This window comes from Micromonospora sp. CPCC 205539 (genome assembly GCF_036906815.1).
Classification (GTDB): domain Bacteria; phylum Actinomycetota; class Actinomycetes; order Mycobacteriales; family Micromonosporaceae; genus Micromonospora.
Map to the genome: position 1 here is coordinate 116,738 of NZ_JBAKHW010000001.1, position 25,138 is coordinate 141,875.

Sequence of the window (25,138 nt, forward strand, 5' to 3'; positions counted from 1 at the left end):
CACCACCTCAATCCTGCGCCTTGCCGCTGGTCAGCCGGGCGAGGACCAGCGCGACCAGGATGACCAGCCCGTTGACCGCCTGGATCTGGTCGGGTTTCACCTGGGCCAGAGTGAGCACGTTCTGGATCAGGCCGAGCAGTACGACACCGGTGAGCGCGCCGACCAGGGAGCCCTTGCCCCCATCGAGGCTGATCCCACCGATCACCGCCGCGGCGAACACGGTGAAGATCATTCCATTGCCCTGGTTGGCGGCCACCGAGCCGAGCCGGGCCGACAGCATCAGCCCGGCCAGGGCGGCGAGCGCACCGGCGACGATGAACGTCACCCAGATGACCCGTTCGACGCGGATACCGGCGGCCCGGGCGGCGTCGGGGTTGCCGCCGACCGCGTAGATCGAGCGCCCGAACCGGGTGTAGCCCAGCACGACGATGCCGACGGCGAACGCCAGGACGACGATCCAGATCGACAGCGGGATGGTGAGGATCCGGAGGCTACCCAGGTTGTCGATGGTGGGGATGCGGTTGGCCAGGTTGGAGATGGTGGCGCCGCCGACGATCGCCAGTTGCAGGCCCCGCAGCGCGATCAGCATCGCCAGCGTCACGATGAACGCGGAGAGTTTGAATCGCACGACCAGCAACCCGTTGAAGACTCCGATCAGCGCGCCGAACGCGATGGCCACCGGCAGGACCGTCCAGGTGGGCCACGGCGCGCCGAGGATCGAGGTCTGGCCGACGACCAGGAAGACCGCCACGGCGGGCGCGATGCCCACGACCGACTCCAGCGAGAGGTCGAACTTGCCGACGATCAGCACCAGCGCCTCCGCCAGCACCACCAGCGCCAGTTCGGTCTGGTATTTGAGGACGGTGTCGACGAGGTACGACTTGGTGAGGAACACGTCCGGCTTGAGTGTGTAGCCGTAGATCAGCAACGCGATGATCGGTGGCACCAGGGCGAGGTCACGCAGCCGCGCCAGCCGCAGCCGGTTGCTGGGGCGACCGGTGGGCTGCGGCGGTCGCTGCGGCGCCTCCGGAGCGCCAACGGCCAGCGTCTCAGACATGCTTCTCACCGATCCCTTCGATCTCGGCCACGAGCGTGGCCTCGTCCCAGCCGCGACCGTGCTCGGCGACGACGCGGCCGGCCACCATCACCACCACCCGGTCACACACCCGCAGGTCATCCAACTCGTCGGAGACCAGCAGCGCGCCGCGACCGGCCCGGGTCTCCGCGTCCACCACTCCGAGCAGGGACTCCTTCGACCGCACGTCCACGCCCACCGTGGGGTGCACCAGCACCAGGACCCGGGGATCGCGGGCGAGGGCCCGTGCCATCACGACCTTCTGCGCGTTGCCGCCGGACAGCTCGCTCACCGGTTGGTGCGGGCCGGCGGTGTGCACGTCGAAGTCGCTGATCGCCCGGCGGCCCTGAGCGTCCCGCCGCTTCGGCAGCACCACACCGGCCGGGCCGAGCCGGTCGGCGACGGTCATCGTGATGTTCTCCGCCACCGACAGGCCGGGAACGAACCCGTCCGCGTTCCGGTCCGCCGGTAGGTATCCGATGCCGGCCCGCAGCGCCGCCGGGACGCTGGCCGGCGGCACCGTGGCGCCGGCGACACGAACCTGTCCGGTACGCGGGCGCAGCCCCACCACCGCCTCGGCGAACTGCCGCTTGCCGCTCGCGGCGGACCCGGCCACCCCCACGATCTCGCCCGCGCGGATGGTCAGGTCGATCGGCCCGGTGAAGTTGGGCACCTCGACCGCGTCGAGGGTGAGCACCGCCTCGGCCTCGTCCGGCACCGGAGGTCGGTCCTGCCCGACCTGCACCAGCCCGTGCGCGTCGCCGATCATCGCCTCGACGAGCTTGGCGTGGTCCAGCTCCGCCACCGGCGCGGTCACGATGTGCCGCGCGTCACGGAACACCGTCACCCGCTGGCAGATCTCGTAGATCTCCGGCAGGTGGTGGGAGATGAACAGGAACGTCACGCCCTGCTGCTGAAGGCCGGTGAGGCGGTCGAAGAGCCGCGCGATGGCCCGGGCTTCGAGCTGCGCGGTCGGCTCGTCGAGGATGACGAACCGGGCGCCGTGCGACAGCGCGCCCGCGATCTCCACCAGCTGACGCTGCTCGACGGTCAACTCCTTCGCGGGCGTCTCCGGGTCCACCGGCACCGACCACGACTCCAACAGGTCGGTCGCCGCCCGCCGCAGACGCGACCGGGACAGCAGGCCGAACCGGCCGCGCGGCTGTCGGTCGAGGAACAGGTTCTCCGCGACCGACAACTCGCCCACCACCGACGGCTTCTGGTAGACGCAGGCGACGTGCTGACGCCAGGCGACCCGGTCGCCCATCGGTGGTGCCGGGCGGCCCGCGAAGCGGACCTCACCGGCGTCCGGCTTGAGCAGCCCGGTCAGCACCCCGACCAGGGTGGACTTGCCGGCACCGTTGCGGCCGACGAGCGCGTGCGTCTCGCCGGGCAGTACGGTCAGCCGTCCGTCGGCGAGCGCCACGGTCGGACCGAACCGCTTGGCGATTCCGATCGCCTCGACCACGGGCCTGGACTCGTCGTCGCCCATTCCACCGTCCCTCCGGATCCGGCGTCGGGCCGTACGGCGCCGGACGGCCCACAGGTCGCCCGGCGCCGCGCGGTCCGCGCTACTTCTTGTTGCCCCAGAGGGCGGGGTCGTCGACGTTGTCCTTGGTGATCAGGGGTGCCGGGAGCTGGTCCTCGTAGCCGTTGGGCAGCTTGATGACGGTGCTGCCGTGGTCGGTCGGACCCTCCTTCGGCGTCGCACCCGACATCGCCTGCTTGGCCCAGTGCAGGCCGTACTGCGCGTACGCGTCGGCCGGCTGCGAGACGGTCGCGTCGATCTCGCCCTTGCGGATCGCGTCGAGCTCCTGCGGGATGCCGTCGTTGGAGACGATGAAGATGTGCTTCGGGTCGGTCGGCGCGACGAGCAGCTTGCGCTGCTTGAGCACCTGCAGGGTGGGGTCGAGGAACACCCCGCCGGCCTGCATGTAGACGCCCTTGATGTCCGGGTCGGTGGAGAGCCGGGTCTCCAGGGCGGCCTGCGCCTTGCTGCCCTCCCACTCGGTGGGCTCCTCGAAGACGGTGATGCCCGGGAACTTCGTGGTCATGCATTCCTTGAACGCCTCGGAGCGGTCCCGACCATTGATCGACGACAACGCGCCCTGGAACTCGATGACCTTGCCCTTGCCGCCGAGCTTCTCGCCGAGGAACTCGCACGCCTTCGTGCCGTACGCCCGGTTGTCGGCGCGGACGACCATGTAGACGCTGCCGTTGTCCGGACGGGTGTCGACGCTGACCACGGGGATCTTCTTCTGCGCCAGCTCATCGAGCTTCGGCCCGATCGCGCCGGTGTCCTGCGGGGCGATCACGAGCGCCTTGGCGCCCTGGGTGACGAGGCTGTCGACGTTGCTGATCAGCTTCTGGATGTCGTTCTGCGAGTTGGTCTGCGCGGTGAGTTCGACGCCCACCTCCTTGCCCTTCGGGGCGATGTAGCTGGCGTAGGCGTTCCAGAAGTCGGAGTCCGCGCGCGGCAGGTCGACGCCGACCGAGCCGACACCGCCCCCACCGGGGGCGGGCTCGGCGGAATCCTTGCTGCACGCCGCCAGGGACGCGGCCAGCGTCACAGCCATGGACAGCCCGAGCACCCCTCGGGCGGTCACACCGATCGTCATGGGTTTCCTCGATTCACTGGCAGGGAAGGGTTTTCGCCGTCCGCGGCCGTCGGGGCGGCCTGCCGGAGGCGGAGCCCGTGCATGCCGCCGTCGACGGCGAGCACGGTCCCGGTGGTGGACGCGGCCAGTGGGCTGGCCAGGTAGGCGATCGCGGCGGCGACCTCGGCGGCGGAGACCAACCGCCCGATCGGCTGGCGTGCGCGCAGGGCCGCCAACTCGGCCGACGGCTCGGCGGCGGCGGCGAGCAGCCGGCGGACCCAGGGCGTGTCGACGGTGCCGGGGTTGACGCAGTTGACCCGGATCTGTTCGGCGACGTGGTCGGCGGCCATGGCGAGGGTGAGCGCCTGCACGGCGCCCTTCGTCGCGCTGTAGAGCGCCCGGTTGGGCAGGCCGGCCGTCGCCGCGATCGAGCAGGTGTTGACCACGGCCGCGTGGGCCGATGCCCGCAGGTGCGGCAGGGCCGCCCGGGTGACCCGGACGATGCCCACCACGTTGACGTCGAGGACCCGGTGCCACTCGTCGTCGTCGTTCGCTTCGACCGTGCCCTGCGCTCCGGTACCGGCGTTGTTGACCAGGACGTCGATCCCGCCGAGGTGCCGTGCGGCTTCGGCGACTGCCCGGCTCACCTGGTCGGCGTCGGTCACGTCGCAGACGACGCCGTGCAGCGGGGCCGGCACGCCGGACGGGTCCAGATCGAGGCAGGCGACGGCTGCGCCCCGCTCGGCGAGCACCTGGGCGGTGGCGAGACCGATGCCGGAACCGCCCCCGGTGACCACGGCCCGCAGACCGGTGAACTCGGCGCTCATGCCGCCTCCTCCTGCGTCCAGACCGGGCCGTCCGGGTAGGCGTAGTCGATCAGCGTCCGCGGCTCGAGGTCGGCGCTGAAGCCGGGTGCCATCGGGGCGAGGTAGTTGCCGTTGCGGATGACCACCGGGTGGACGAAGTGCTCGTGCAGGTGGTCGACGAATTCGATCACCCGGTTCTCCATCGAGCCGGACACCGCCAGGTAGTCGAACATCGCCAGGTGCTGCACCAGCTCGCAGAGCCCGACCCCACCGGCGTGCGGACACACCGGCACCCCGAACTTCGCCGCCAGCAGCAGGATCGCCACGTTCTCGTTGACCCCGGCCACCCGCGCGGCGTCCAGTTGCAGGTAGGAGATCGCGTCGGCCTGCAGGAGCTGCTTGAAGACCACCCGGTTCTGTACGTGCTCTCCGGTCGCGACCCGCACGGGCGAGATCGCCCGCGCGATGGAGGCGTGGCCGAGCACGTCGTCGGGGCTGGTCGGCTCCTCGACCCACCACGGGTCGAAGCGGGACAGCTCCCGGACCCAGGCGATCGCCTGGTCGACGTCCCATCGCTGGTTGGCGTCGACGGCGATGCGGACGTCCGGGCCCACCGCCTCCCGGGCGATGCCCATTCGCCGTACGTCGTCGGTGAGGTCGGCCCCGACCTTCAGCTTGAGCTGGGTGAAGCCGTCGGCGACGGCCTCCTTGCAGAGGCGGGCCAGCTTGGCGTCGTCGTACCCGAGCCAGCCGGGTGTGGTGGTGTACGCGGGGTAGCCGCGTTCGAGCAGGTGCGCCTCCCGCTCGGCCCGGCCCGTCTGGGCACGGCGAAGGATGTCCAGTGCCTCGTCGGGGGTGAGCGCGTCGGACAGGTACCGGAAGTCGACCAGGTCGACGAGTTCCTCGGGGGTGGCGTCAGCGAGCAGTTTCCACAGTGGCTTGTCCGCGCGCTTGGCGCGCAGGTCCCAGAGGGCGTTGACGACCGCGGAGATCGCCATGTGCATGACGCCCTTCTCCGGGCCGAGCCAGCGGAGCTGCGAGTCGTGCACCATCTCCCGCCAGACACCGCCGAGGTCGTCGAGGGTGGCATCGAGCGGGCGTCCCACGACGTACGACTCCAACGCCCGGATCGCGGTGGTCTGGATGTCGTTGCCGCGCCCGATGGTGAAGGCGAACCCGTGGCCCTCGTGCCCGTCCGGGTGATCGGTGTCGATGATGACGTACGCCGCCGAGTAGTCCGGGTCCGGGTTCATGGCGTCCGAGCCGTCCAACTCCCGCGAGGTGGGGAACCGGATGTCGTACGTCCGCAGGCCGGTGATCCGCGCGGTCATGCCGCCTCCCCCACCGTCTGGCGCTGCGCGCCGAGGCCGTCGATCTCGACCTCGATGACGTCGCCGGCCCGCAGGTACGGCTTCGGGTCCGGCTGTCCGAGCGCCACGCCGGCGGGCGTGCCCGTGTTGATGACGTCGCCCGGTTCGAGCACCATGAACTGGCTCACGTAGCGGACCAGCTCAGCGACGCCGAAGATCATGGTCTTGGTGGTGCCGTTCTGTCGGCGGGTGCCGTTGACGCTCAGCCGGAGGTTGAGCTGCTGCGGATCGGGCACCTCGTCGGCGGTGACCAGCCAGGGGCCGAGCGGGTTGAAGGTCTCACAGGACTTGCCCTTGTCCCACTGGCCGCCGCGTTCGAGTTGGAACTCGCGCTCCGACACGTCGTTGGAGGTGGCGTAGCCCGCGACGCAGGCCAGCGCCTCGGCGTCGCTCTCCACGTAGCGCGCGGTACGACCGATGACGACCGCGAGCTCGACCTCCCAGTCGGTCTTGACGCTGCCCCGCGGGATCAGTACCTGGTCGTTGGGGCCGACCACTGTGTTCGGTGCCTTCAGGAACAGGATCGGCTCGGCCGGCGGCTCCGCACCCGTCTCCGCGGCATGATCGGAGTAGTTGAGCCCCACGCACACGATCTTTCCGGGCCGGGCGATCGGCGCGCCGATCCGGGGTGCCGGGTCGGCCACCAGCGGCAGTTCGCCGCCCTCGACCGCGGCGCGCACGTCCTCGATGCCGTCGCCGGAGAGGAACGCCCCGTCGATCTCGGCCACCAGGCCGGAGAGGTCCAGAAGCCGGTCCTGCGCGTCCAGCGCCGCCGGACGTTCGTGGCCGATCGCCCCCACTCGAAGCAGCTTCACTCCACAACCTCCGAACAAACATCGGATCTGTTGCCTGGTTGTATAGTGGAGTTACGACCGTGTTTCAAGAGGGCGTCCGAAAATCCGCGCCAAAAGGTCGGATGTCCACGGTCGACGGTAGCCGCTGTCAGTGCGCACGATCGACACGAGATCGGCGATATTGGGGCATTGCGTCGATCGGACGCCGCACCATCGGCGACCTGGGTTCGATCATTCTGCGAGAAGCAGTCAGGCCGCGGTGAGCCGACGGTCAGGCCGGCGGCAGTGCCGACTCCGGGCCGCCGAGCGCGTTGCGGAGCCACTGCTCGACACCCGCGACGTGCACCGTCGCCCAGGCTCGAGCGGCCTCGGGCTGGCGTGCCTCGATCGCTTCGCAGATCGCCTCGTGCTGCTCCCGCGTACGCCGCACGGCGCCCTCCTGGGTGAGCCCGCGCCAGATCCGCGCCCGCGTCGTCGGCCCGGAGAGACTCTCGATCAACGAGCACAGCACGTTGTTGCCGGAACCGGCGGCGATGTGGTTGTGGAACCGCAGGTCGTTGGCTACCAACGCCTCGACCGTGGGCGCCTCGCCCAGCTCCGCGAGGATCGCCCGCAGGCCGGCGATCTCGCCGTCTGTCATCCGGATCGCGGCCAGCTCGGTCGCGGCGGGTTCGAGGACGCGGCGCACCTCCAGGAACTGCAGCACCGTGTCGTCCTGGTGGAAGTCGACGACGAAACCGATGGCATCCAGGAGCAGGGCGGGTTCGAGGCTCGTCACGTAGGTGCCGTCACCCTGCCGCACGTCCAGCACCCGAATCAGCGACAGCGCCTTCACCGCCTCCCGCAAAGAGTTGCGGGACAGGCCGAGCCGCTCGGCGAGGTCCGCCTCCCTGGGCAGCCGCGAGCCCGGGCCCAACTCCCCCTGGACGATCATCGCCTTGATCTTGTCGATCGCCTCGTCGGTAACCGGCACCTGGCCCCCTCCCCGGACATCGGATGTCTCGCAGCCTACCCGCGGGCAGGTCCCGGACCGAAAGCCAGCAGGTGCGCGTACGCGTCGGGTTGAACCGCATGGACGGCACCCGCCGACCCGGCGGGCCCGCGCGACCAGATCCGCGTGAACGCCCACAGACATTGGAGCTATCGGGGCGGCGCGCCACCACGTGCCCGGCCCGGACACGGCACGAACGGAAATGTCGGTGGCCGGGTCGATGATGGCGCGGTGAAGCACGTTTCCGACGACGAGCGTCGCGCCCGGCTGGCGGTCCGGCACGCGCTGGCTCCGGCGTTCCGTGTCGACTCGCCCGAGGCGGTCACGCGAGCGATGACCTCGCTGCACGCCACCGAGCCGCCCACGGTCTACCTGTCCTGCTGGGCGCGCACCGGGTTGCTTGAGCCGGCCGACGTCGACCGGGCGCTCTACGACGACCGCACCCTGGTGAAGCAGCTCGCGATGCGTCGCACGCTCTTCGTCTTCCCGCGTGACCTGCTGCCCGCGGTGTGGCCCAGCGCGTCCGCCCGGGTCGCGGCCAACGAGCGTGCCCGCATGGCGAAGGACGTCGTCAAGGCCGGGCTTGCCGCCGACGGAAATGACTGGCTCGACCGCGCCCGGTCCGAGGTCCTCGCGGCGCTGGCCGACGCACCCGACGGCCGCGCCGCCCTTGAGATCCGCCAGACGATCCCGATGATCGACGTCAGGGTGGCGGCGTCGCCGGGCGAGTCCTGGTCGGCGTCCCGGGTGCTCACCCATCTGGGCGCGACCGGCGACATCGTGCGCGGCGTCAACACCGCGCGCTGGCACACCTCCCGGCCGCGCTGGACGCTGATGCGGCGCTGGCTCGGCGAGGCCCCGGCCTTGGCGACCGCGGCCGATGGCTACCACGAGATCGTGCGCCGCTGGCTGCACACGTTCGGCCCCGGCACCGAGGCCGACCTCGTCTGGTGGTTGGGGTCCACCAAGACCGTGGTCCGGGCGGCGCTCGCCGAGCTGGACGCCGTTCCGGTCTCGCTCGATCAGGGCGACACTGGTTGGCTGCTGCCCGATGACCTCGACGAGGTCGCGGATCCCGGGCCCTGGGCGGCGCTGCTACCGGTGCTCGACCCGACCGTGATGGGTTGGCGAGGACGCGACTTCTACCTCGGCCCACACCGCGAGCGACTCTTCGACAGCCGGGGCAACGCGGGCACGACCGCCTGGGTCGACGGCCGGGTGGTCGGCTGTTGGGTGCAGGACGATACCGGCGCCGTCCAGGTGCGGCTGCTGGAGCAGGTCACCGACCAGGCCCGTCGCGCCCTCGACGGCGAGGCGTCGCGGCTCACCGAGTGGCTACGCGGAGTCCGCGTCCCCACCGTCTACTCGTCACCAGCCATGAGATCGGAGTCGCCGGCTACAAGTGCTGCCTAAGAACGAACGAGGCACAGGCGACGAAACCGTCGTCCGGACCGGATGACACCAGCACCGGGATGATTCTGCCCCTCGGATCCTCGATGCCCAAAAAATCGAGCATCTCCTGCCGTCGGCGCTCGTCCGCCCGGCGCAGGATCAACGGGGAGTACGTGGATTTGAGCTTCACCGCCAGCACCCCGTAGAACATCACCCGGTCGACGGCGTCACCACCATCAGTGCGCCTGATCTCCAACTCGGCGTGGCTGATCCGATAGGTCCAGGGCCGAAATCTTCCCATCAACACGACCGGCAGCCGGGCCTGTTCGCCAGTCAATCGGCTGGCCTTGTCCTCAGAATGTTCCACCTTCATCTCCTGGCTGGGAGCGTGGTTCCGGCGCGGACGCCGGCTGCGCTCTCGCCAGCGCGAGCAGCGCGATCGCCAGGACCGGCACGAGCGCCAGCAGCGGTGCCGTGACCAGGCCAGCCGAGGAGGAGCTACCGACCGCCAAACCCACCACGTCGGAGCGGTAGCCCCGCTCGACGAATGCGGTTTGGGCCGTGTGCGAGTGCGCCTCGACCAGGACGCCGGGCCGGACAGGTCCGGCCGCCGCCAGGTCCGCGCCGAGTACGGCAACGGTCAGCAGCAACGCGCCCAGCATGGCCGGGACCGCAAACCGCCGCTGCCGTCCGGCGGCCACCACGAGCACCGTCAGTCCGGCGGCGAGCGCCACCATGGTCGGCAGTTGAACGCCGAGCGTGACCAGCAGCCGGACAACCGTCCCCCCGCCGACGTCCGCGAGCAGTACGACGGCTACCCCGGCGATGGCGGCCCAAGCGACCCAGCGGGGCCAACGCGCCTCGGTCCGCGGCCGGTCGGCCAACGCCAGCACCGCTCCGCCACAGATCAGCGGGACGCCCAGCAGCACCGACCAATGCTCGGTGAGCTGCGCCGACAGCGCCTCACCCAGCCACGTGAATTCCTCGCCGACGGTCGGCGGCGGCGGTGCGTTCAGCGGCTCGTAGAACGGCGACAGGAACTGCGGCTGGTCCGCAGTCTTCGTGGAGCGTACGGCGTCGACCGCGAGTAGCCCGACACCCGCAGCCATCACGAGTCGGCCCCGACCGGCGCCGAGCACCACGATCGCCGCAAGACCGGTCAGTGCCACGCCCGTCGCCTGCCCCGCCAGGACCGGTGCGTCCGACAGCGCGCCGAGTACGTGCACCACCGCCGCGCCGGCAACCACCGACCAACACACCGAGCGAGGAGTCAGCCGCACGCCGCACATCCAACCACGCGCCGGTGGCCCGCTCGGGCCGGCCCGTAGCATCGCCCCGTGCTTCCTCAAACAGGCGCGAACTACCGCGTCAGCGACATCACCGCCCAGATCACGACCAGCGCCGGTTCGTCGGACAGCTTCCGGGTGGAGTTCACGCCCACCGACCAGGACGGGGACGTCGGCGTCTTCCAGCTCTACCTGAGCGGCGTTCCGCTCGGTGACGGCGCGCCGACGGCCCTGGGTCCGCACTACAAGAGCCTCGAGCAGCTCTGTGCTCTCGCCGAAGAGCCCGGCACCCGGGGTCGGGAGCGGACGGACCTCGGTGACACCTTTGGCCATCTGGATCTGAATCTGGAGGTGACGGAGGAGAGTGTGGTCTTCACCTTCACCACGCGTCCCGCATCAGGTGAGCCGCTGCCGTGGGCACCGCCGTCGGGCGCGTGGATGCGCCTGGGCGTTCCCCGAGCCGAGTTCATCAGCACGTGGCGGGAGGCCGAGCCCGAACTGCGTCGCCTCGTTCGACGGGAGCGCTAGCGACAGCGCGGGGCCCGGCCAGGTCGGTCGACCAGGCCGGGCCCCGCGGTCAGCGGGTCAGCCGGTCAGGGTGAACTTCTCCCAGGGCCCGACCGCCGTACGGTTGGCGATCAGTGCCGCCGCTCCCGCGTTCTCCGCGGCCACGATCTGGTTGTTGACCACGGCACGGAGGCTGACCGTCCCGTCGGAGTTGTTGATGAGCTGGAAGGTCTCCCACGCACCGACCGCCGCACGGTTGGCGATCAGTGGCGCCGCGCCCGCGTTCTCGGCGCAGACGTACATGCCGTTGACACGCGATCGTAGGGCGATGTTGCCGTTGCCGGCGTCGACCCGGTCGAACTGCTCGGCCAGCCCGACGGTGGTCGACTTGGCGATCAGCGGTGCGGCGCCGCCGTTGTCGGCCGTCACGTACTGGTTGTTGATCTGCGCCCGCAGGGTGACCGCCCCGCCGCCACCACCCGAGCCGGTGGTGAAGGTGAAGGAGTCGACGTCGAACAGGTTGCCGGCCCCGCCCTTGAACACCAGGTAGAGCGTGGTCGTCGCGGCGGGCGCGTTGGTGATGGCGCCGGACACGTTGGTGAAGGTCTCCCAGCCGCCGGTCACCGGGACGGTGACGGTGCCGAGCAGGGTGCCGGTGGCGGACCCGGCGCGTACCTCGATGGTGCCGCCGGCACCGGCCGAGGAGACTCGCGCGGTGAACTGGGTGGCGTTGGCCAGGTGGTACGGCTGGTACGAGATCCAGTCGTTGTTCTCGATGAACCCGGCGGTCCGGCCGCCCTCAGCACCGGCGTGGTCGGCGAGTTGGACGCCGGACTGGGCGCCGAAGTGCTCGCCCTGCCGGTGTTTCGGCTGGAGGGTCTTGATGCTGTGGGTGGTGAGCCCACCGTTGTCGGTGTAGGAGGCGTCGAAGACACCGAAGATGTTGGCCGCGGCGTCGTGCTCGCCGTCCACCGGGATGGTGATCGTTCCGCTGCAGCCGGTCTTCGAGGTGATCTGGTGGGCGTGGCTGTCGTGGCCGAGCGCGTAGTTGAGCGTCACCCGGCCACAGTTGATGGTGCCGTCCTGCGGGTCGCTCACGGTGATCTGGAAGGGAACGGTGTCACCGAAGTTGAAGAGCTGCCCGTTGTTGGGCACGGTGAGTGACACCGTCGGGGCCGTGTTGCCCACGGTGATCACCAGGCTCGCCGTACCGGTCAGGCCGGTGGGGTCGGTCACCCGCAGGGTCGGGGTGTACGTACCGTTGGTGGTGTAGGTCTTGGTCGGGTTTGCCGCCGTCGACGTCGTGCCGTCGCCGAACGTCCACAGGTAGCTCAGCGCCCCGCCCTCCGGGTCGGAGCTGCCGGCCGACGAGAAGGTGACGGTCAGGGGGTTCGACCCCGACGTAGGGTTCGCCGACGCGACCGCGACCGGGCTTCGGTTGCCGCCGCCGATGTACTCGACCCGGAAGAGCGCCTGGTCGTTCGCCCCGGTGCCGTAGTCCAGCACGTAGAGCGCCCCGTCCGGCCCGAAGGCCATGTCCATCACCTGGGTGCCGGTCCAGGGGAAGTTGGAGATCTCCCCTCGGGAACCGTCGCCGTTGACCGCGATCGCCTTGATCCACCGTCGGCCGTACTCGCCGGCGAAGAACTGGCCGTCCAGCGAGGCCGGGAACTTGACGCTGGAGTTGAGCCCGGCGTTGTACCGGTACACCGGTCCGCCCATGGGCGACTCGGAGCCGCCGCCGAACTCCGGCGGTGAGCCGGCTTCGCCGCCGTACCGGATCCAGCTCGCCTTCGCCGCGGGCAGCGTGGTGAGGCCGGTGTTGCGGAACGAGTTGTTGGTGGGCCCGCCGGCGCAGTTGTACTTGGCCGACGACGGCCCGGACGGGAACGTGTACTCGTTGTACGTCTCGGCCGTCGTGTTGGTGCCGGTGCAGTACGGCCAGCCGTAGTTTCCGGGCCCGGTGATGCGGTCGAACTCGACCTGGCCGCCGGGGCCACGGTTCGCGTCGGCGCCTCCGGCGTCGGGGCCGTAGTCCCCGAGGTAGACGATGCCGGTCGGCTTGTCCACGCTCATCCGGAACGGGTTGCGGAAGCCCATCGCGTAGATCTCCGGACGGGTCCGGGCCGTGCCGGGCGCGAACAGGTTGCCGGACGGGATCGTGTACGAGCCGTCCGCCTGCGGCTTGATCCGCAGCACCTTGCCCCGCAGGTCGTTGGTGTTGCCCGAGGAGCGCTGGGCGTCGTACTGCGGGTTACGGTCGGTCCGCTCGTCGATCGGCGTGTACGAGTTGGACTCGAACGGGTTGGTGTCGTCCCCGGTGGTCAGGTACAGGTTGCCGGCGGCGTCGAAGTCGATGTCACCGCCGACGTGGCAGCACTGGCCCCGGTCGTTGTCGACCTGCAGCATGATCCGCTCGCTGCCGGTGTTGAGCGTGTCGTCGGCGTTGAGGGTGAACCGGGACAGCCGCAGGTGCCCCTTCCACCGGTCGAAGTCCGCCTGCGTTCCATTGGCCGGCGCGTCCCCGGCCGGGGTGCTCAGCGTCGGCGAGTAGTAGAGGTAGACGTACCGGTTGCTGGCGAAGTTGGGGTCGACGGCGACGCCCTGCAGACCCTCCTCGTCGTGCGTGTAGACCGAGAGGGTGCCGGCGACCTTGGTGTTCCCGGCCGCGTCGGTCACCCGTACGGTGCCGTTGCGGGCGGTATGGATCACCGAGCGGTTGGGCATGACGGCCAGGGACATGGCCTCGCCGAGCTCCGCCCCGCCGGTCGCCAGGGCGACCTGTTGGTAGTCGGCGGCGGGGATCACGGCCGCCTGGGCGGCCGACGGGGTGGCTGCTACGGCCAGGGTCACGCTCGCGGCGGCGGTGAGCGCCGCGACGAGTGCCCGGGGCCAGCGCCGGGGGTGAGCAGACATGATCGTCCTTTCTCGACGATCAGGGGCGGGGCGCGCGGGGGCACGCCCCGACCGGATGGTGGCGACGGTGGGGGTGGTGAAGAAGCGAGTCGGGTGATCAGCCGGTGACGAGGTCGAACTTCTCCCACTGGCCGATGGCGGCCCGGTTGGCGATCAGTGCGGCGGCACCCGCGTTCTCGGCGACGACGTACTGGTTGTTCACCAGCGCCCGGAAGCTGACCGTGCCGTCGGAGTTGCGGACGAGCTGGAACGTCTCCCAGGCGCCCACGGCGCCCCGGTTGGCGATCAGCGGGGCCGCTCCGGCGTTCTCCGCCGCGACGTACTGGCCGTTGGACTTGGCGCGCAGCGCCACGTTGCCGCCGCCGAGGTCGACCACGTCGAACCGCTCCGTGGTGCCGGCGGTGCCCTTGTTGGCGATCAGCGAGGTGCTGGCGTTCGGCGCGCTGACGTACTGGTTGTTGGCGCGGGCACGCAGGCTGGAGCCGGTGGGCGGCGGGGTGGTCGTGCGCGGCGTGCAGTCGGCCGACACGGCGCCCGCGGCAACTCGGATGCCGCCGAGCAGCATCCGGGTGAAGTTCGAATCGGTGTACGACGCCTCGGTGTGCCCGAGCCCGGTGTACCAGGCTTTTCCGCCGCCGTAGGCACGGCACCACGTGATCGGGTGGTCCCCCATGCTGCCGCCGCTGTAGGACGACTCGTCGAGGCTGGCCAGCACCCGCACGTTGGGCCGGGGGTTGGTGCGGTAGTTGTACCACTCGTCGCTACGGACCCAGGTGTCCGCCAGGTGGGCGGTCGACGGGTTCGAGCGGTCCTCGACCCGTACGGTGGCGGACTGGATCGCCGGGTGCGAGCTGAACCACGCCCCGACCAGCCCGCCGTACCACGGCCAGTCGTACTCGGTGTCGGCGGCGGCGTGGACGCCGACGTACCCGCCACCGGCGGCGATGTACGACTCGAACGCCGTCTGCTGGGTGGCGTTGAGGACGTCACCCGTCGTCGACAGGAAGATCACTGCCTGGTACTGCGCCAGGTTGGTGGTGGTGAACTGGGCCGCGTCCTCGGTCGTGGCCACGGTGAACCCGTTGGCGGCGCCGAGCTGCTGGATGGCGGCGATGCCGTTGGGGATGGACGAGTGGCGGAACCCGGCCGTCTTGCTGAACACCAGGACCTTGGTCAGCGGTGCTGCCGAGGCCGGGGCCGACGGGGCTACCAGGGTGGCCAGCAACACGGCTAGGCCGGCAATGAGTGCTAACGCACGGGAACGCATGCTCTGCTCCTCTGCTGAGCGTCGACCCGGGCGTGCACGCCGCTGATGTGGCGAGCCCGCCGAGGCCGGGTGGCGGTGGTACGGAGCCGGGCCGCCGATGCTCGGCTGAAGCGGTGCGGGGTGGTGCTGTGGAGCTGCCCGCCCACAGGTCGGATCACCTCGACCGTGTGGTGGGCGCATCGCTGCGCCGTGCGGAGTGCCCGTGCCGTGCTCCCCATCCGCCGAGGAGGAGAGCGCGGGGTCGCGGCCGACCGTGCCAGGAGACGGGGCTGGCGCGGTGACGAGGGCCGTCGGACCGGGCTGTGCTGGTCAGTTGCCGGTGCCGAAGCCTGAATGCATGGATTCTCCTCGCCGCGATGGCAGAGCCGACAAGACCGACCATCCGGTGTGGATGGTCGGGAGCGCATCGACTTACATCGCTGAGGCAGTTAACCTCCGATGTCTGTGCGCCGTCAAGCCCGGGTTTCCGGGTGTTGGGGCCGAGCTCGTTCCCGCCGCCGCGTAACCTCGGCACCATGCGGACAGCGCGCACTGCGAGGGGGCTCGGTGGCTGACGCCGACGACGTGCGGCGCCTGGCGCTGGCCCTGCCGCACGTGGTGGAGATTAAGAGTGACGGCTTCGACTTCCGCGTGGCCGACAAGGGTTTCGTGTGGTCCTATCCCGAGCGCCGGCCGGGGCAGCCACGTCTGATCCGCACCGACATCGCGGTGTTGTTCGTCGGCGACGAGGCCGAGAAGCAGGCGCTTCTGCTCGGTGAGCCCGACCTCTTCTTCACGACGCCCAGCTATGACGGCCTGCCCCTGGTGCTGCTGCGCCTGGCGGAGGTGGGCCTCGATCGCCTGCGCGAGTTGGTGACCGACGCCTGGCGGATGCGCGCGCCCGACGAGCTCGCGTAGAGCAACCGCGGATCGCGTGCGCGTCCCGTACCGCCTGCACCGCCCCCGCCCAAGGGGATTAACGCCGCGCAGGGTGGGAATTTCCGCCAGATCCGCGCGGAGAGGATGAGCCAGTGACCACGGTCGTCAGTCGCCAACGGTGGGTCGTCGACACGATGGCGATCGGCCAGAACGACCGTGTGTTGGAGGTCGGCTGCGGACGCGGCACCGTGGCCGCGATGATCAGCCAACAGCTCGCCTCCGGCAGGATCACCGCCATCGACCGGTCGGCCACCATGGCGCGCCTGACCCGCGAGCGCCTCGCCGGGTTCATCGAGGCCGGCACGGCAGACGTACGCCGCGACGCGATCGAGACGGTGGACCTCCCCGCGGCCAGCTTCGACAAGATCTTCGCCGTGAACCTCAGCCTCTTCTGGATCGGGGACATTTCCGCAGGCATCGAGCGGGTGAAGCAGTTACTCACTCCGGAAGGGCGGCTGTACGTCTTCGGCGAGCGACCATCCGCTGCCGAGGCGACCGCGATCGGCCAGAACGCGGAGGCGCTACTCCAGGCTCACGGCTTCACCACCGTACGGGCCAGCGCCACCGGTCGAGGAGGACGCGGTCGCGTGTGCGTGTCCGCCTCCACCAGCAATGCTGTCCTCGACAGGACGATCCGGCGGTGACTGTGAGCTCGACCCCTGGTGAACCCGTCGATCTTGCACTTTCTGCCGGGCAGATGTCGCGATTGCGGCAATAGTCCGGGCAGGAAGTGCAAGATCGACGAGGTTCGGCCCCGAGGTTCGGCGGGGCTCCGGCGCCGATCAGTGATCAGTGGCGGCCGACGAAGATGCCGATACCGTTGGCGACCGCCCGCTCCACGCCCCCGGAGGGGTTGTTGCGGGCGGTGGCCGTCGCCTGGCCCGGCTCCCGTACGGCGACGGTGGTCGAGCCGCCGCCGTCCAGGTTCACCGCGGCGTCCGCGCCGAGCGAGCGCATCAGGTCGGCCAGTTCAGCGATCGTGAAGCCGGCGCTGGCGGGGGCGAGGCCGGCCAACGCGACGAGGTAGACGGTCTTACCGTCGGGGCTGACGCCGGCCGCGGTACGCACCGCGGCGGTCTTGGCGTCCAGGCCGGCCAGCGGCGCACCGGCCCGCAGGATCGGCGCGCCGCCGACCGCGAACGTCAGCTTCGGCCTGCCCTCGGACACGAGCTTCTCGTCCACCTGCACGCGGTCGCCGACGACGAGGTCGTCGAGCGTGTCCGCGCCACCTTCCCGGCCCACCAGCACCTCGGCGTCGGAGGGGATCTCGCCCGCGCCGGGCGTCTGACCCACCGAGGTCACCATGCCGTGGCGGACGGTCACCTCGTAGGTGTGGGTGCTGCACGGGGCGTTGCGGTCGGTGTCGCTTCCGCACGTCGACCGGACCCGGGAGGCGGTGCCCCATGCGGAGGTGAACACGCCGACACCGTCGACCGGGAGCGCGTACTGGTTGAGGCCACTGAGGGCGATCGTGCCCTTCTTGCTGCGTACCTCACCGGTGAGGCTCAGAGTGTCGACGCGTGCCTTGCCGTTCACGCCCACACCGAACACGTCGCGGGTGGAGGTGCCGGGGGCGATCCCGGGGCCGAAGCGCTGCGCGGTCGGCACCGCGAACTTCAGGTCCTCGCCGTCGGCGATCTCCGGACCGGACGACGAACCGGTCGGCTCGACCCCGACGTGGGTCTCGCTGATGTTGAAGAAGTCCCCGTTCACGCCGCCGATGGCGCCCTGGTCCGTCGTCATGGCCGAGACGACCTTGCGCTGCGCGATGGTGTCGGGGTGCAGCAGGCCCAGGGAGACCTTGTTCTTGCGCAGGTCGGCGGTGAGCAGGTAGCCGACGGTGACGCCACGCGGCGTGTCCACCTGGAACGAGCCGTAGGTGACGCCCGGGGCGAGCTGCTCGGTCGAGGTGAAGGTGACCGGGGTGTCCGTCGCGGTGGCGGCGCGGGCGATGCCGGCCGGCGCCATGAGCGTGCTCAGCCCCGCGGTGAGCAGCAGCGCCAGACTCGGGCGGACGAGGTTCGATGCCCTCATTGCCGCTCCTTTCAAGGGTGCGGTTCCGGGTCTGCGCCCGGAGGGTCGAGCTGGCCCGACGTGGGCCGGGCCGGCGAAGATATTCCCGGCCAGCCGATCACCCGGGGGTGAACAATCGAGACGTACGACGTGAACCGTACGCACCATCTTGATCAACTGCCGATACTCGTCGTGGCGTCACATCCCGGTCGGCTCCGGCGCGTCGCCCGCCGGGTGCGCCAGGACGAACCGCTCGACGGCGGCGCCGCTGACCATGGCACAGAACTGCCGGTACCCGGCGTGCTCGCCCCAATGCGACAGAGCGAGTGGGCGGCCGGCGGGGAACACGCCATACCCCGGGTCCCACGGCGCCACGATGAACCTGCCCCCGTACCGGTCGTCACCGAGCTTGCGGGCCAGCGCCCGCAGCGCCTCGATCTGGTCGTGGCCGAGCGGTTCGACGTACCAGAGAACGGTGTATCCGTGCTCGAGGTTGTGGACGAGGGTCTCGATCGGCGGCCGGTCCCGGGTGGTGTAGAAGCGGCGGACGGTGGGGGCCGGCACCACGAAGTGTGGCCCGGACGACGGCGGGACCAGGTCGTACTGGATCCGGTTGACGTACGACTCGGCGGTGCCCGGCCCGACGTGCACGCCGGCGCCACGGATCGGGTCGGTCAGCTCCGGATCGCAGCCGGCCCGCTCGACGCCGACCCCGATCGCGGCGGCCGGCCGGTGTGCGGCCGGGTCGGCGTACGCGCGCACGAACGGGACGACGGCCACCACGAGCAGGACGGCACCGAGCGCGGTGGCCGTCGCGGCGATCCTCGGCCCGTACCCGGAGCGGGCCTCAGCCACGGTCCCCTCCCCCACCCCGTAGGTGCGCGGCGACCCACTCCAGCACGGCCTCGATGGCCGGCATCCCCCGGCCGGTGAGCGTTCCGGTACTGAGGGCGAGCACCGGCACGGGCGGCACGACGCCGTACCCGTCGGCTCGCAACTGCGCCACGTTGCGCTGCACGGCGGGGCGCTGCCACATCGCCGAGTTCATCGACGGCACCAGCACGACGGGTGCGGCGGCGGCCAGCACGCACGTGCCGACCAGATTGTCGGCGATTCCCAGGGCCGCCTTGGCCAGGGTGTTGGCGGTGGCCGGCATGACGAGCACCAGATCCGCCCATGTCGTCAGACTCAGGTGCGGCACCTCGGTCAACAGCTCCTCGTCGATCAGGGCCGGCTGCCCGGTGAGGAGCGTGAACGAACGGGCCGGGACGAAGCGGGCGGCGGCGGGGGTGAGCACGACCCGGACGTCGAGTCCCAACGCGTGTCGCATCACCATGATCGATTGCGGCAGGGTCAGGACGTCCGCGGAGCCGCAGGCGGCGACGAGGACCCGTCGCGCCGGGAACGGCCCCGGGTCGATGCCTGCGCGGTGGTCCGGCAGGGCGCCGGCGGTCACGGTACGGGTATCCACGGGTCGCCTCCTGAGCGAACGGGTTCGTCGTCGGTCAACTGGCACCGCACCAGGTCGGCGTAGACGCCCCCGGCGCGCAGCAGGTCGTCGTGCCGGCCACGCTCCACGATGCGGCCACCCGCGACGACGAGGATCTGGTCGGCGTTCCGGACGGTGCTCAACCGGTGGGCCACCACGATCCGAGTGCAGCGCAGTGCCGAGATGGCCTGGTCGACGCGTCGCTCGGTGGCCACGTCGAGGTGGCTGGTGGCCTCGTCGAGCAGGAGTACGGCGGGCTGACCCGCCACGGCCCGCGCGATGGACAGTCGCTGCCGCTGCCCGCCGGAGAGGGCCTGGCCCCGCTCGGCGACCTGGGTGTCGTACCCCATCGGCATGGCCGCGATGTCCTGGTCGATCGCGGCGATCTCGGCGGCCGCGCGGATCGCCGGCAGTCCCACGCCCGGGTGTACGAGGCTGATGTTGCGCCGGATGGAGTCCCGGAACAGGTAGCTCTCCTGCAGCACCACACCGAACTGGCGGCGCAGCGCGGTCGGATCGATGCGCGAGAGCGGCACCCCGTCGAACAGGATCTCCCCACCGGTGGGCCGGTAGAGGCCGGTCAGCAGCATGGCCAGGGTGCTCTTGCCGCTGCCCGACGGGCCCACCACGGCGACCTTCTCCCCCGGCGCGACGTCGAAGGAGACGTCCCGCAGCACCGGTGCCGCTCCCCCGTCGTAGCGGAAGCTCAGGCCGCGGACACTGATCCGGCCAGTGAGCCGGGGCGCGGGCAGGTCGGGGTCCCCGGTCGGTTCCGGCTGGGCGCCGAAGACGTCGCGCAGGCGTTGCAGGTGCGACACGACCGACTGGAGGACCTGGGCGCTGGCCACCAGGGAGGCCAGCGGGGTCAGCGCGGACAGCGCCAGCGCCTGCAGGCCGAGGGTCGCACCGAGGCCGGCGCCGTCGAAGAGTCGGCCGGTGCCGAGCCACAGCAGCGCCAGCGGCCCGGCGAGCTGAACGCTCGCGGTGATGTTGGCGACCGTGGCGGAGAGCCGGTTCTGGGCGACGTCCGCGTCCAGCGCCGTGGTGTAGCGGCGCAGCCAACCGTCGAAGACCTGCCGCTCGGCGCCCATCGACTTGACCGTCGCGATGCCCGACAGCGCCTCCATCAGCGCGCTCTCCGCGTCGGCCTGCACGGTGAGGTGCCGCTGGCTCAACCGCAGCAGCCGACCGTTGACCACCGCCACGGCCACCACCTGGGTGATGCCGATCGCGGCGGCGAGCCCCGCGAAGGCGAGGTCCTTGGCGAACAGCACGCCGAAGTACGCGACCACCAGCACGCCGTCGATGACCGCGGTCAGCACCTGGGTGGTGACCAACTCACGCAGCAGGATGCTGCTGGACAGCCGCTGCATCAGGTCGCCGCTGGCCCGTTGTTGGAAGAAGGCGTACGGCAGCCGCAGCAGATGCCCGAACAGCCGGGTCATCAGCGCGGCGTCCACCGTCGCCTGCAGCGTGACCAGGAGCCGGGACCGCAGGTACGCCACCCCGAACTGGGTGAGCACCAGTGCCGCGATGCCCAGCGCGAGGTACGGCATGAGCGCGGTCTCCCGGGCCGGCATGATCTGGTCGAAGGCGACTGTCGTGGCCAGTGGCAGTGCCAGCCCCAGCGCCTGGAGCACCAGCGAGACGCCGAACGCCGCGCGCAGCCGGGGCAGGAAGGGCCGCAGCAGGGGTCGGGCACGTCGCCACCTGGCCAGCGCACCGGGCCGGGTGGCCTCCGGTTCGGGCGCGGCCTGCGGGTCGCGGGTAAAGGTCAGCACCGTTGCGCTGAAGCCGGCGGCGAACTCGGCGGGCGTGAGTAGCCGACGCCCGAGCGCCGGGTCGACGAGCCGGATGCCTCGTGGGCCGACGTGTTCCACCACGACGAAGTGGGCGTCCTCCCAGTGCGCTATGGCCGGCAGGGGCAGTGCCCCGACCTGGCTGGCGTCGGCCCGGAACGCGCGACCACGCAACCCGAACCGCGGGGCCGCTGCCAGCACCGCCAGTGCGGTGACCCCGTCCCTCCCGACGTCCAGCCCTTCCCGCACGCGGGCCAGCGAGGCACGCGCGCCGTGCCGACGGGCGACCATGGCCAGGCAGGCGGCGCCGCAGTCGGCGTCGGTCATCTGCATGACCAGCGGCACCCGCCTCCGGCCCGGCCTCAGGCGGCCCACTGTCGCCCCCGCGGGTTGAGCCTGCCGGCGCGTCGCGTGTCGTCTGGTGACGCGTCGCGCGTGCCGGTGCGCCGCGCGTCCGCCGGTGGCGCCAGCAGCAGTACGGACGGCACCCGCTCGGGTGCGGCGAGCCGCAGCAGGGCGAGCCCGATCCCGGACAGGCCGGTCATCAGCTCGGGCGAGGCGAGCGCGGTCGGATTCGCGCAGCGCCAGCCGCCGGCGAGACCGTCCCGCAGCACCACCGCGGCGGGTGTGATCGCCCGCTCCGGGGCGGCGGCCAGCAGCAGGTCGAGATTGCCGAGGTCGCCGTGGCACAGCGAGTGGTTGCGGCCGAAGCCGGTGGCGAGGGTGGTGTCGACCGCCGTGGCGATCTCGGCGTCCAGCACCTCGTCGGCACCGAACGCGTCGCGGATGAGCAGCCGCGACAGGCCGATCCCCGGGGCGCCGTGGCACCACGTCACCGTGCTCTGCCCCGGGCGGCGCAGGTCGGCCCAGTTCGCCAGCGCCGGCCGGAAGAGGCTGCGGTCGTACGCCAGGGCACGGGCGGCGGCATCGGCGTACCCGGGGTCGCCGGTCGCCTGCCACGCCCAGGCCAACGCGGCCGCGATCCCGGCCGACCCGTGGGACAGTCCGCCGAGCGCGGCCGGTGCCTGGTGCGCGTAGCGGCCGGCTGCGACGCGTAGCCGTCCGGCGGCGGCGCGCACCACCGGCCCGAACCGCTCGGGGTCCAAGCCGGAGCGGGACACGGCGAGGATCGCACCGGCGTACCCGTCGACCAGGTCGGGGGCCTGCTCGGTGGCGGCCAGCGTGCCGAGCCGCGCCAGCGCCACGTCGACGACCGGCGCGAACCGACCGGTCTGCCACAGCGCACCGAGGTGACCGAAGGTGTAGAGCAGCCCCGCCCAGCCGGTGAACGCGCCGATCCGGTCGCCGGGGATCCGACGTTCGAGGACGCGGGCGGCGAGCCCGGCGGCGGCACGTTCGGCGACGTCGGTGAATCGCTGCTCACCGGCGAGGCCGCCGGCCTGGGCCAGGAAGAGGGCCACGCCCGCGACGCCGTCGTAGAGGTGCGGACCGAGCGGCGCCGGTGCCCAGCGGCCCGGTTCGGCGGCGCTGGGCATGAGCCCGAACCATGTCGGCTCGACCCCCGGGCCGGCGAGCCCGGCCACCATGTCCGCCACCTCGGTCGCGGCGGCCAGGTAGGCCGCCGGTGTCGCCGCCGGTGCCGGCGGTACGTCCGCCAGCCGCCAACGCACGCGCGCGTGGGGTGCGTCGGTGGCGTTCACCCGGGCGGCGAAGGCCGCCTCGATCAGCCAGCGCTGCCGGGCCAGGTCGGTGGCGTCGAGCCGGGCGAGCCGACGACGCGCCTCGGCGAGGCCGGACCGGGCCAGCAGTCCCGGCAGCCGCCGTCCCTGGCTGGTCCACAGGTCACAGGAGTCCACCCTGGTGGTGAACATCGGCACGTCGCGGCGCATCAGGTCAGCCCGTTCCGCGCCGACGGTGGCCGCCAGCAGCGGCAGTTCGGCCACTCCGGACCAGAGCCAGTCGTGCAGCCGGTCGGTGTTGAGGCCGTCCTGCAACGCGTCGGTGTGCAGGGCGGCGTCCCGAAGCCGCAGGTACGTACGGGTGGGACGGAGCACCACGCGGATCTCGTCGGCGGCGAACGCGGCGATCGGCCCGTCCGGGGCCAGCAACTCCTCGCGTACGGCGGTGAGCAGCCGGTACATCGCCTCGAAGCCGTCGACCACCTGCGACAGGTGCATGGCGACGTCGGTCACCGGTGGCGCTACCCCGGGATCGTGGGCTGCCCCCTCGGCGTGGTGGTGGCCGGGCGCGCACAGTCGCATCTCGTCGGTCCCCTCGGCCTGCCAGGCCGAGCAGTTGCAGCCGTCTCCGGCCGGTCCCGCCGCCTCGTCGGCGCGGGGCAACAGGCCGACCGCGAGCACCGAGTCGGCGATCACGTCTCCGCCACGGGCACTCGCGGACCGGACGACCGACGGGGTGAACACGGTCTCCAGGTCGACCAGGACGGGGTGCTCGCCGTGGACGAGCACGTTCTCCTGATGGCAGTCGGTGGCACCAACGGCCTGCAGCAGTGCCAGCATCGCCCCGAACCGGCGGGCGAAGCGGCGGTGCCCAGCCGAAGTGGCGGGGGCCCGGGTGTCGACGTACTCGGCCCAGCCGTGCTCGCCGCGCGGCAGGACGGTGAAGGTGTGCAGGTCGGCACCGCGCGCGTCGAGCCAGGCCAGCAGGTGCTGAAAGCGAGCCTCGACGGCGACCGGTCGTGGCTTGTAGACCAGCCGCAGCCCGCTGTCGAACGTCGCCACCAGCACCCGGCGGCCGTCGCGGTGCGGGTCGCCGGTCTCCTGGATGCCGGTCAGGCGACCGATCGGGGTGCCGGCGTGGAAGGTTGCGGCGAGCGTCGGGGCATCGGCGCAGAGCCGCTGCAGAAACTCGGTCGTGCGCTCCGCCCAGTTGTGGGTCAGCTCGTACGCCTGACGCGCCAGGACCGGGTAGTCGGCCAACAGGATCAGGGCAGTCTCGGGTGAGCTCAGTCGGCGGAAGAAGGCCGTGAAGCGCTCCTGCGGCGTCTCCCCCGCCGACGTGCCGCGTAACCGGTCGATGTTGAGTTCCAGGACGACGGCGCGGCTGAGGACCAACACCAGTTCGTCGAGCAGACCGGTCAGGCCCAGCCGGTCGGCGTCGGCGGGCAGCAGGTCGCCGGGGAGCTGGCCCGCCCGTCGCGCCACCCCGGCGCGTGCCTGCGCGACCAGGGGCGCCACCAGGGCGAGGCAGGCGTCCAACGGGCGGCCCGGCAGCAGCTCGGGTTCGATCGCCCCGCCAGCCTGGTCGGCGGGCTGTTGGCCGTAGCAGGCCAGCAGCCGGTGGATCCACTCCGGTGACCGGCCGAGGCGGGCGGCGAGCCGCTCCGGCGACTCATCCAGCAACGCGAGGAGCGTCTGCTCGTCGAGGCCTTCGGCGGCCAGCCGGCGCTGCCAGTCACCGTCGTCGGTGAACGCGCCGCCGGTACGCCAACGGGACAGCAGCCACCGCGCCCGCTCGCCGGGCCGAGAGTCCGTCGACACCGGCACGGCCAGCCGTTCCGTGATGGTCAGCGCGGCCAGGAGACGTTCCCCGGCGCGGGTGGTCAGATCGTCGTCGGCGCGGTGCGGATGTGCGGACATTCGGGGCTCCCGGTGCGGTTCAGATTCGGGCGGAACGACGGGGTCCGGGCCAGGCCCGGACCCCGTACGGGACCCGAGGGTCGGTCGTTCGGACTCAGCAGACGCAGTGGCAGCAGGCCGTGGTGTGGCCGGTGGTGGCGGCGGCGCCGCCGGCCACCGTCTCCAACTGGTCACGGTCGAGCTCGACCAGGCCGGCCGGGTGGGTCTGCTCGGCGTCGGGCGAGGCGGCGCGGCGGTACTCGTCCTTCCAGCTGCTGACGATGTCGGTGATGGACATTCGGAGCTCCCTTCACGATGACCGCCGGCCGGTCCGGCGGTCGCTGGCAGAAACAGCCTGGGTGTAAGGGGGGTGCCGGCA

At 71.4% G+C, this 25,138-nt stretch carries 21 protein-coding genes; 4 read left to right on the top strand and 17 right to left on the bottom strand.

The genetic code is table 11. From position 1 onward, the window contains the following. Positions 1-7: 7 nt before the first annotated feature. From V6V47_RS00550 to V6V47_RS00580, 7 genes are all read right to left on the bottom strand, one after another. Positions 8-1,057: an ABC transporter permease gene (locus V6V47_RS00550; protein WP_334625900.1), complete on the bottom strand. Its 1,050-nt coding sequence runs from the start codon at positions 1,055-1,057 to the stop codon at positions 8-10. Further along, the gene (locus V6V47_RS00555) at positions 1,050-2,567 is read right to left on the bottom strand and encodes a sugar ABC transporter ATP-binding protein (RefSeq protein WP_334625901.1); all 1,518 of its coding nucleotides are present in this window, start codon (positions 2,565-2,567) and stop codon (positions 1,050-1,052) included. The genes V6V47_RS00550 and V6V47_RS00555 overlap by 8 nt, the downstream gene beginning before the upstream one ends. Positions 2,568-2,646: 79 nt before the next feature. Beyond that, complete coding sequence (locus V6V47_RS00560; RefSeq protein WP_334625902.1) at positions 2,647-3,693, bottom strand: sugar ABC transporter substrate-binding protein; 1,047 nt, start codon at positions 3,691-3,693, stop codon at positions 2,647-2,649. Next, complete coding sequence (locus V6V47_RS00565) at positions 3,690-4,499, bottom strand: SDR family NAD(P)-dependent oxidoreductase (RefSeq protein WP_334625903.1); 810 nt, start codon at positions 4,497-4,499, stop codon at positions 3,690-3,692. Before V6V47_RS00565 ends, V6V47_RS00560 begins: the two co-directional genes overlap by 4 nt. Further along, complete coding sequence (locus V6V47_RS00570) at positions 4,496-5,809, bottom strand: L-fuconate dehydratase (RefSeq protein WP_334625904.1); 1,314 nt, start codon at positions 5,807-5,809, stop codon at positions 4,496-4,498. The genes V6V47_RS00565 and V6V47_RS00570 overlap by 4 nt, the downstream gene beginning before the upstream one ends. Continuing rightward, positions 5,806-6,663 (bottom strand): fumarylacetoacetate hydrolase family protein, encoded by an 858-nt coding sequence (locus tag V6V47_RS00575; RefSeq protein WP_334625905.1) that lies wholly within the window; start codon positions 6,661-6,663, stop codon positions 5,806-5,808. Before V6V47_RS00575 ends, V6V47_RS00570 begins: the two co-directional genes overlap by 4 nt. 250 nt (positions 6,664-6,913) lie before the next feature. Continuing rightward, positions 6,914-7,615, bottom strand: a complete 702-nt coding sequence (locus V6V47_RS00580) for a FadR/GntR family transcriptional regulator (RefSeq protein WP_334625906.1) — start codon at positions 7,613-7,615, stop codon at positions 6,914-6,916. Between the two features lie 249 nt (positions 7,616-7,864). Here V6V47_RS00580 and V6V47_RS00585 point away from each other — a divergent pair, with 249 nt between their 5' ends. Then, positions 7,865-9,046: a winged helix DNA-binding domain-containing protein gene (locus tag V6V47_RS00585; protein ID WP_334625907.1), complete on the top strand. Its 1,182-nt coding sequence runs from the start codon at positions 7,865-7,867 to the stop codon at positions 9,044-9,046. Here V6V47_RS00585 and V6V47_RS00590 read toward each other — a convergent pair. Continuing rightward, a complete protein-coding gene (locus V6V47_RS00590) occupies positions 9,030-9,398 on the bottom strand; it encodes a hypothetical protein (protein ID WP_334625908.1) in 369 nt (122 codons plus the stop codon). The genes V6V47_RS00585 and V6V47_RS00590 overlap by 17 nt on opposite strands. Next, a complete protein-coding gene (locus V6V47_RS00595) occupies positions 9,379-10,305 on the bottom strand; it encodes a hypothetical protein (protein WP_334625909.1) in 927 nt (308 codons plus the stop codon). The genes V6V47_RS00590 and V6V47_RS00595 overlap by 20 nt, the downstream gene beginning before the upstream one ends. Positions 10,306-10,362: 57 nt before the next feature. Between V6V47_RS00595 and V6V47_RS00600 the strand changes: the two genes are divergently transcribed. After that, a complete protein-coding gene (locus tag V6V47_RS00600; RefSeq protein ID WP_334625910.1) occupies positions 10,363-10,839 on the top strand; it encodes a hypothetical protein in 477 nt (158 codons plus the stop codon). Between the two features lie 57 nt (positions 10,840-10,896). Here V6V47_RS00600 and V6V47_RS00605 read toward each other — a convergent pair whose 3' ends face one another. Beyond that, a complete protein-coding gene (locus V6V47_RS00605) occupies positions 10,897-13,734 on the bottom strand; it encodes a PQQ-dependent sugar dehydrogenase (protein WP_334625911.1) in 2,838 nt (945 codons plus the stop codon). A 97-nt stretch (positions 13,735-13,831) separates the two neighbouring features. After that, entirely contained in the window at positions 13,832-15,001 is a 1,170-nt protein-coding gene (locus V6V47_RS00610) for a ThuA domain-containing protein (protein ID WP_334625912.1), read from the bottom strand. A gap of 546 nt (positions 15,002-15,547) precedes the next feature. On the opposite strand from V6V47_RS00610, the gene V6V47_RS00615 reads away from it, so the two are divergent. Continuing rightward, positions 15,548-15,898 (top strand): MmcQ/YjbR family DNA-binding protein, encoded by a 351-nt coding sequence (locus V6V47_RS00615; RefSeq protein WP_334625913.1) that lies wholly within the window; start codon positions 15,548-15,550, stop codon positions 15,896-15,898. A gap of 113 nt (positions 15,899-16,011) precedes the next feature. After that, the gene (locus tag V6V47_RS00620; RefSeq protein ID WP_334625914.1) at positions 16,012-16,563 is read left to right on the top strand and encodes a class I SAM-dependent methyltransferase; all 552 of its coding nucleotides are present in this window, start codon (positions 16,012-16,014) and stop codon (positions 16,561-16,563) included. A 145-nt stretch (positions 16,564-16,708) separates the two neighbouring features. Here V6V47_RS00620 and V6V47_RS00625 read toward each other — a convergent pair whose 3' ends face one another. From V6V47_RS00625 to V6V47_RS00650, 6 genes are all read right to left on the bottom strand, one after another. After that, positions 16,709-17,953, bottom strand: a complete 1,245-nt coding sequence (locus V6V47_RS00625; RefSeq protein WP_334625915.1) for a phosphodiester glycosidase family protein — start codon at positions 17,951-17,953, stop codon at positions 16,709-16,711. A 177-nt stretch (positions 17,954-18,130) separates the two neighbouring features. Next, on the bottom strand, positions 18,131-18,787 hold the full coding sequence (locus V6V47_RS00630; RefSeq protein WP_334625916.1) for a DUF3105 domain-containing protein: 657 nt from the start codon (positions 18,785-18,787) through the stop codon (positions 18,131-18,133). Continuing rightward, positions 18,780-19,403, bottom strand: coding sequence for a flavoprotein (locus V6V47_RS00635; RefSeq protein ID WP_334625917.1), 624 nt, complete (start codon positions 19,401-19,403; stop codon positions 18,780-18,782). Before V6V47_RS00635 ends, V6V47_RS00630 begins: the two co-directional genes overlap by 8 nt. Beyond that, positions 19,385-21,553: a peptidase domain-containing ABC transporter gene (locus tag V6V47_RS00640; protein ID WP_334625918.1), complete on the bottom strand. Its 2,169-nt coding sequence runs from the start codon at positions 21,551-21,553 to the stop codon at positions 19,385-19,387. Before V6V47_RS00640 ends, V6V47_RS00635 begins: the two co-directional genes overlap by 19 nt. Positions 21,554-21,582: 29 nt before the next feature. After that, positions 21,583-24,780: a type 2 lanthipeptide synthetase LanM family protein gene (locus tag V6V47_RS00645; RefSeq protein ID WP_334625919.1), complete on the bottom strand. Its 3,198-nt coding sequence runs from the start codon at positions 24,778-24,780 to the stop codon at positions 21,583-21,585. A gap of 94 nt (positions 24,781-24,874) precedes the next feature. Continuing rightward, the gene (locus tag V6V47_RS00650) at positions 24,875-25,057 is read right to left on the bottom strand and encodes a mersacidin/lichenicidin family type 2 lantibiotic (RefSeq protein ID WP_334625920.1); all 183 of its coding nucleotides are present in this window, start codon (positions 25,055-25,057) and stop codon (positions 24,875-24,877) included. Positions 25,058-25,138: the final 81 nt, after the last annotated feature.

Excerpts from the sequence above, each read along its gene's own strand:
- V6V47_RS00555 (WP_334625901.1), bottom strand. The coding sequence starts at position 2,567 with ATGGGCGACGACGAGTCCAGGCCCGTGGTCGAGGCGATCGGAATCGCC.
- V6V47_RS00565 (WP_334625903.1), bottom strand. The coding sequence starts at position 4,499 with ATGAGCGCCGAGTTCACCGGTCTGCGGGCCGTGGTCACCGGGGGCGGT.
- V6V47_RS00570 (WP_334625904.1), bottom strand. The coding sequence starts at position 5,809 with ATGACCGCGCGGATCACCGGCCTGCGGACGTACGACATCCGGTTCCCC.
- V6V47_RS00550 (WP_334625900.1), bottom strand. The coding sequence starts at position 1,057 with ATGTCTGAGACGCTGGCCGTTGGCGCTCCGGAGGCGCCGCAGCGACCG.
- V6V47_RS00640 (WP_334625918.1), bottom strand. The coding sequence starts at position 21,553 with ATGCAGATGACCGACGCCGACTGCGGCGCCGCCTGCCTGGCCATGGTC.
- V6V47_RS00645 (WP_334625919.1), bottom strand. The coding sequence starts at position 24,780 with ATGTCCGCACATCCGCACCGCGCCGACGACGATCTGACCACCCGCGCC.
- V6V47_RS00650 (WP_334625920.1), bottom strand. The coding sequence starts at position 25,057 with ATGTCCATCACCGACATCGTCAGCAGCTGGAAGGACGAGTACCGCCGC.
- V6V47_RS00560 (WP_334625902.1), bottom strand. The coding sequence starts at position 3,693 with ATGACGATCGGTGTGACCGCCCGAGGGGTGCTCGGGCTGTCCATGGCT.
- V6V47_RS00590 (WP_334625908.1), bottom strand. The coding sequence starts at position 9,398 with ATGAAGGTGGAACATTCTGAGGACAAGGCCAGCCGATTGACTGGCGAA.
- V6V47_RS00625 (WP_334625915.1), bottom strand. The coding sequence starts at position 17,953 with ATGAGGGCATCGAACCTCGTCCGCCCGAGTCTGGCGCTGCTGCTCACC.
- V6V47_RS00610 (WP_334625912.1), bottom strand. The coding sequence starts at position 15,001 with ATGCGTTCCCGTGCGTTAGCACTCATTGCCGGCCTAGCCGTGTTGCTG.
- V6V47_RS00605 (WP_334625911.1), bottom strand. The coding sequence starts at position 13,734 with ATGTCTGCTCACCCCCGGCGCTGGCCCCGGGCACTCGTCGCGGCGCTC.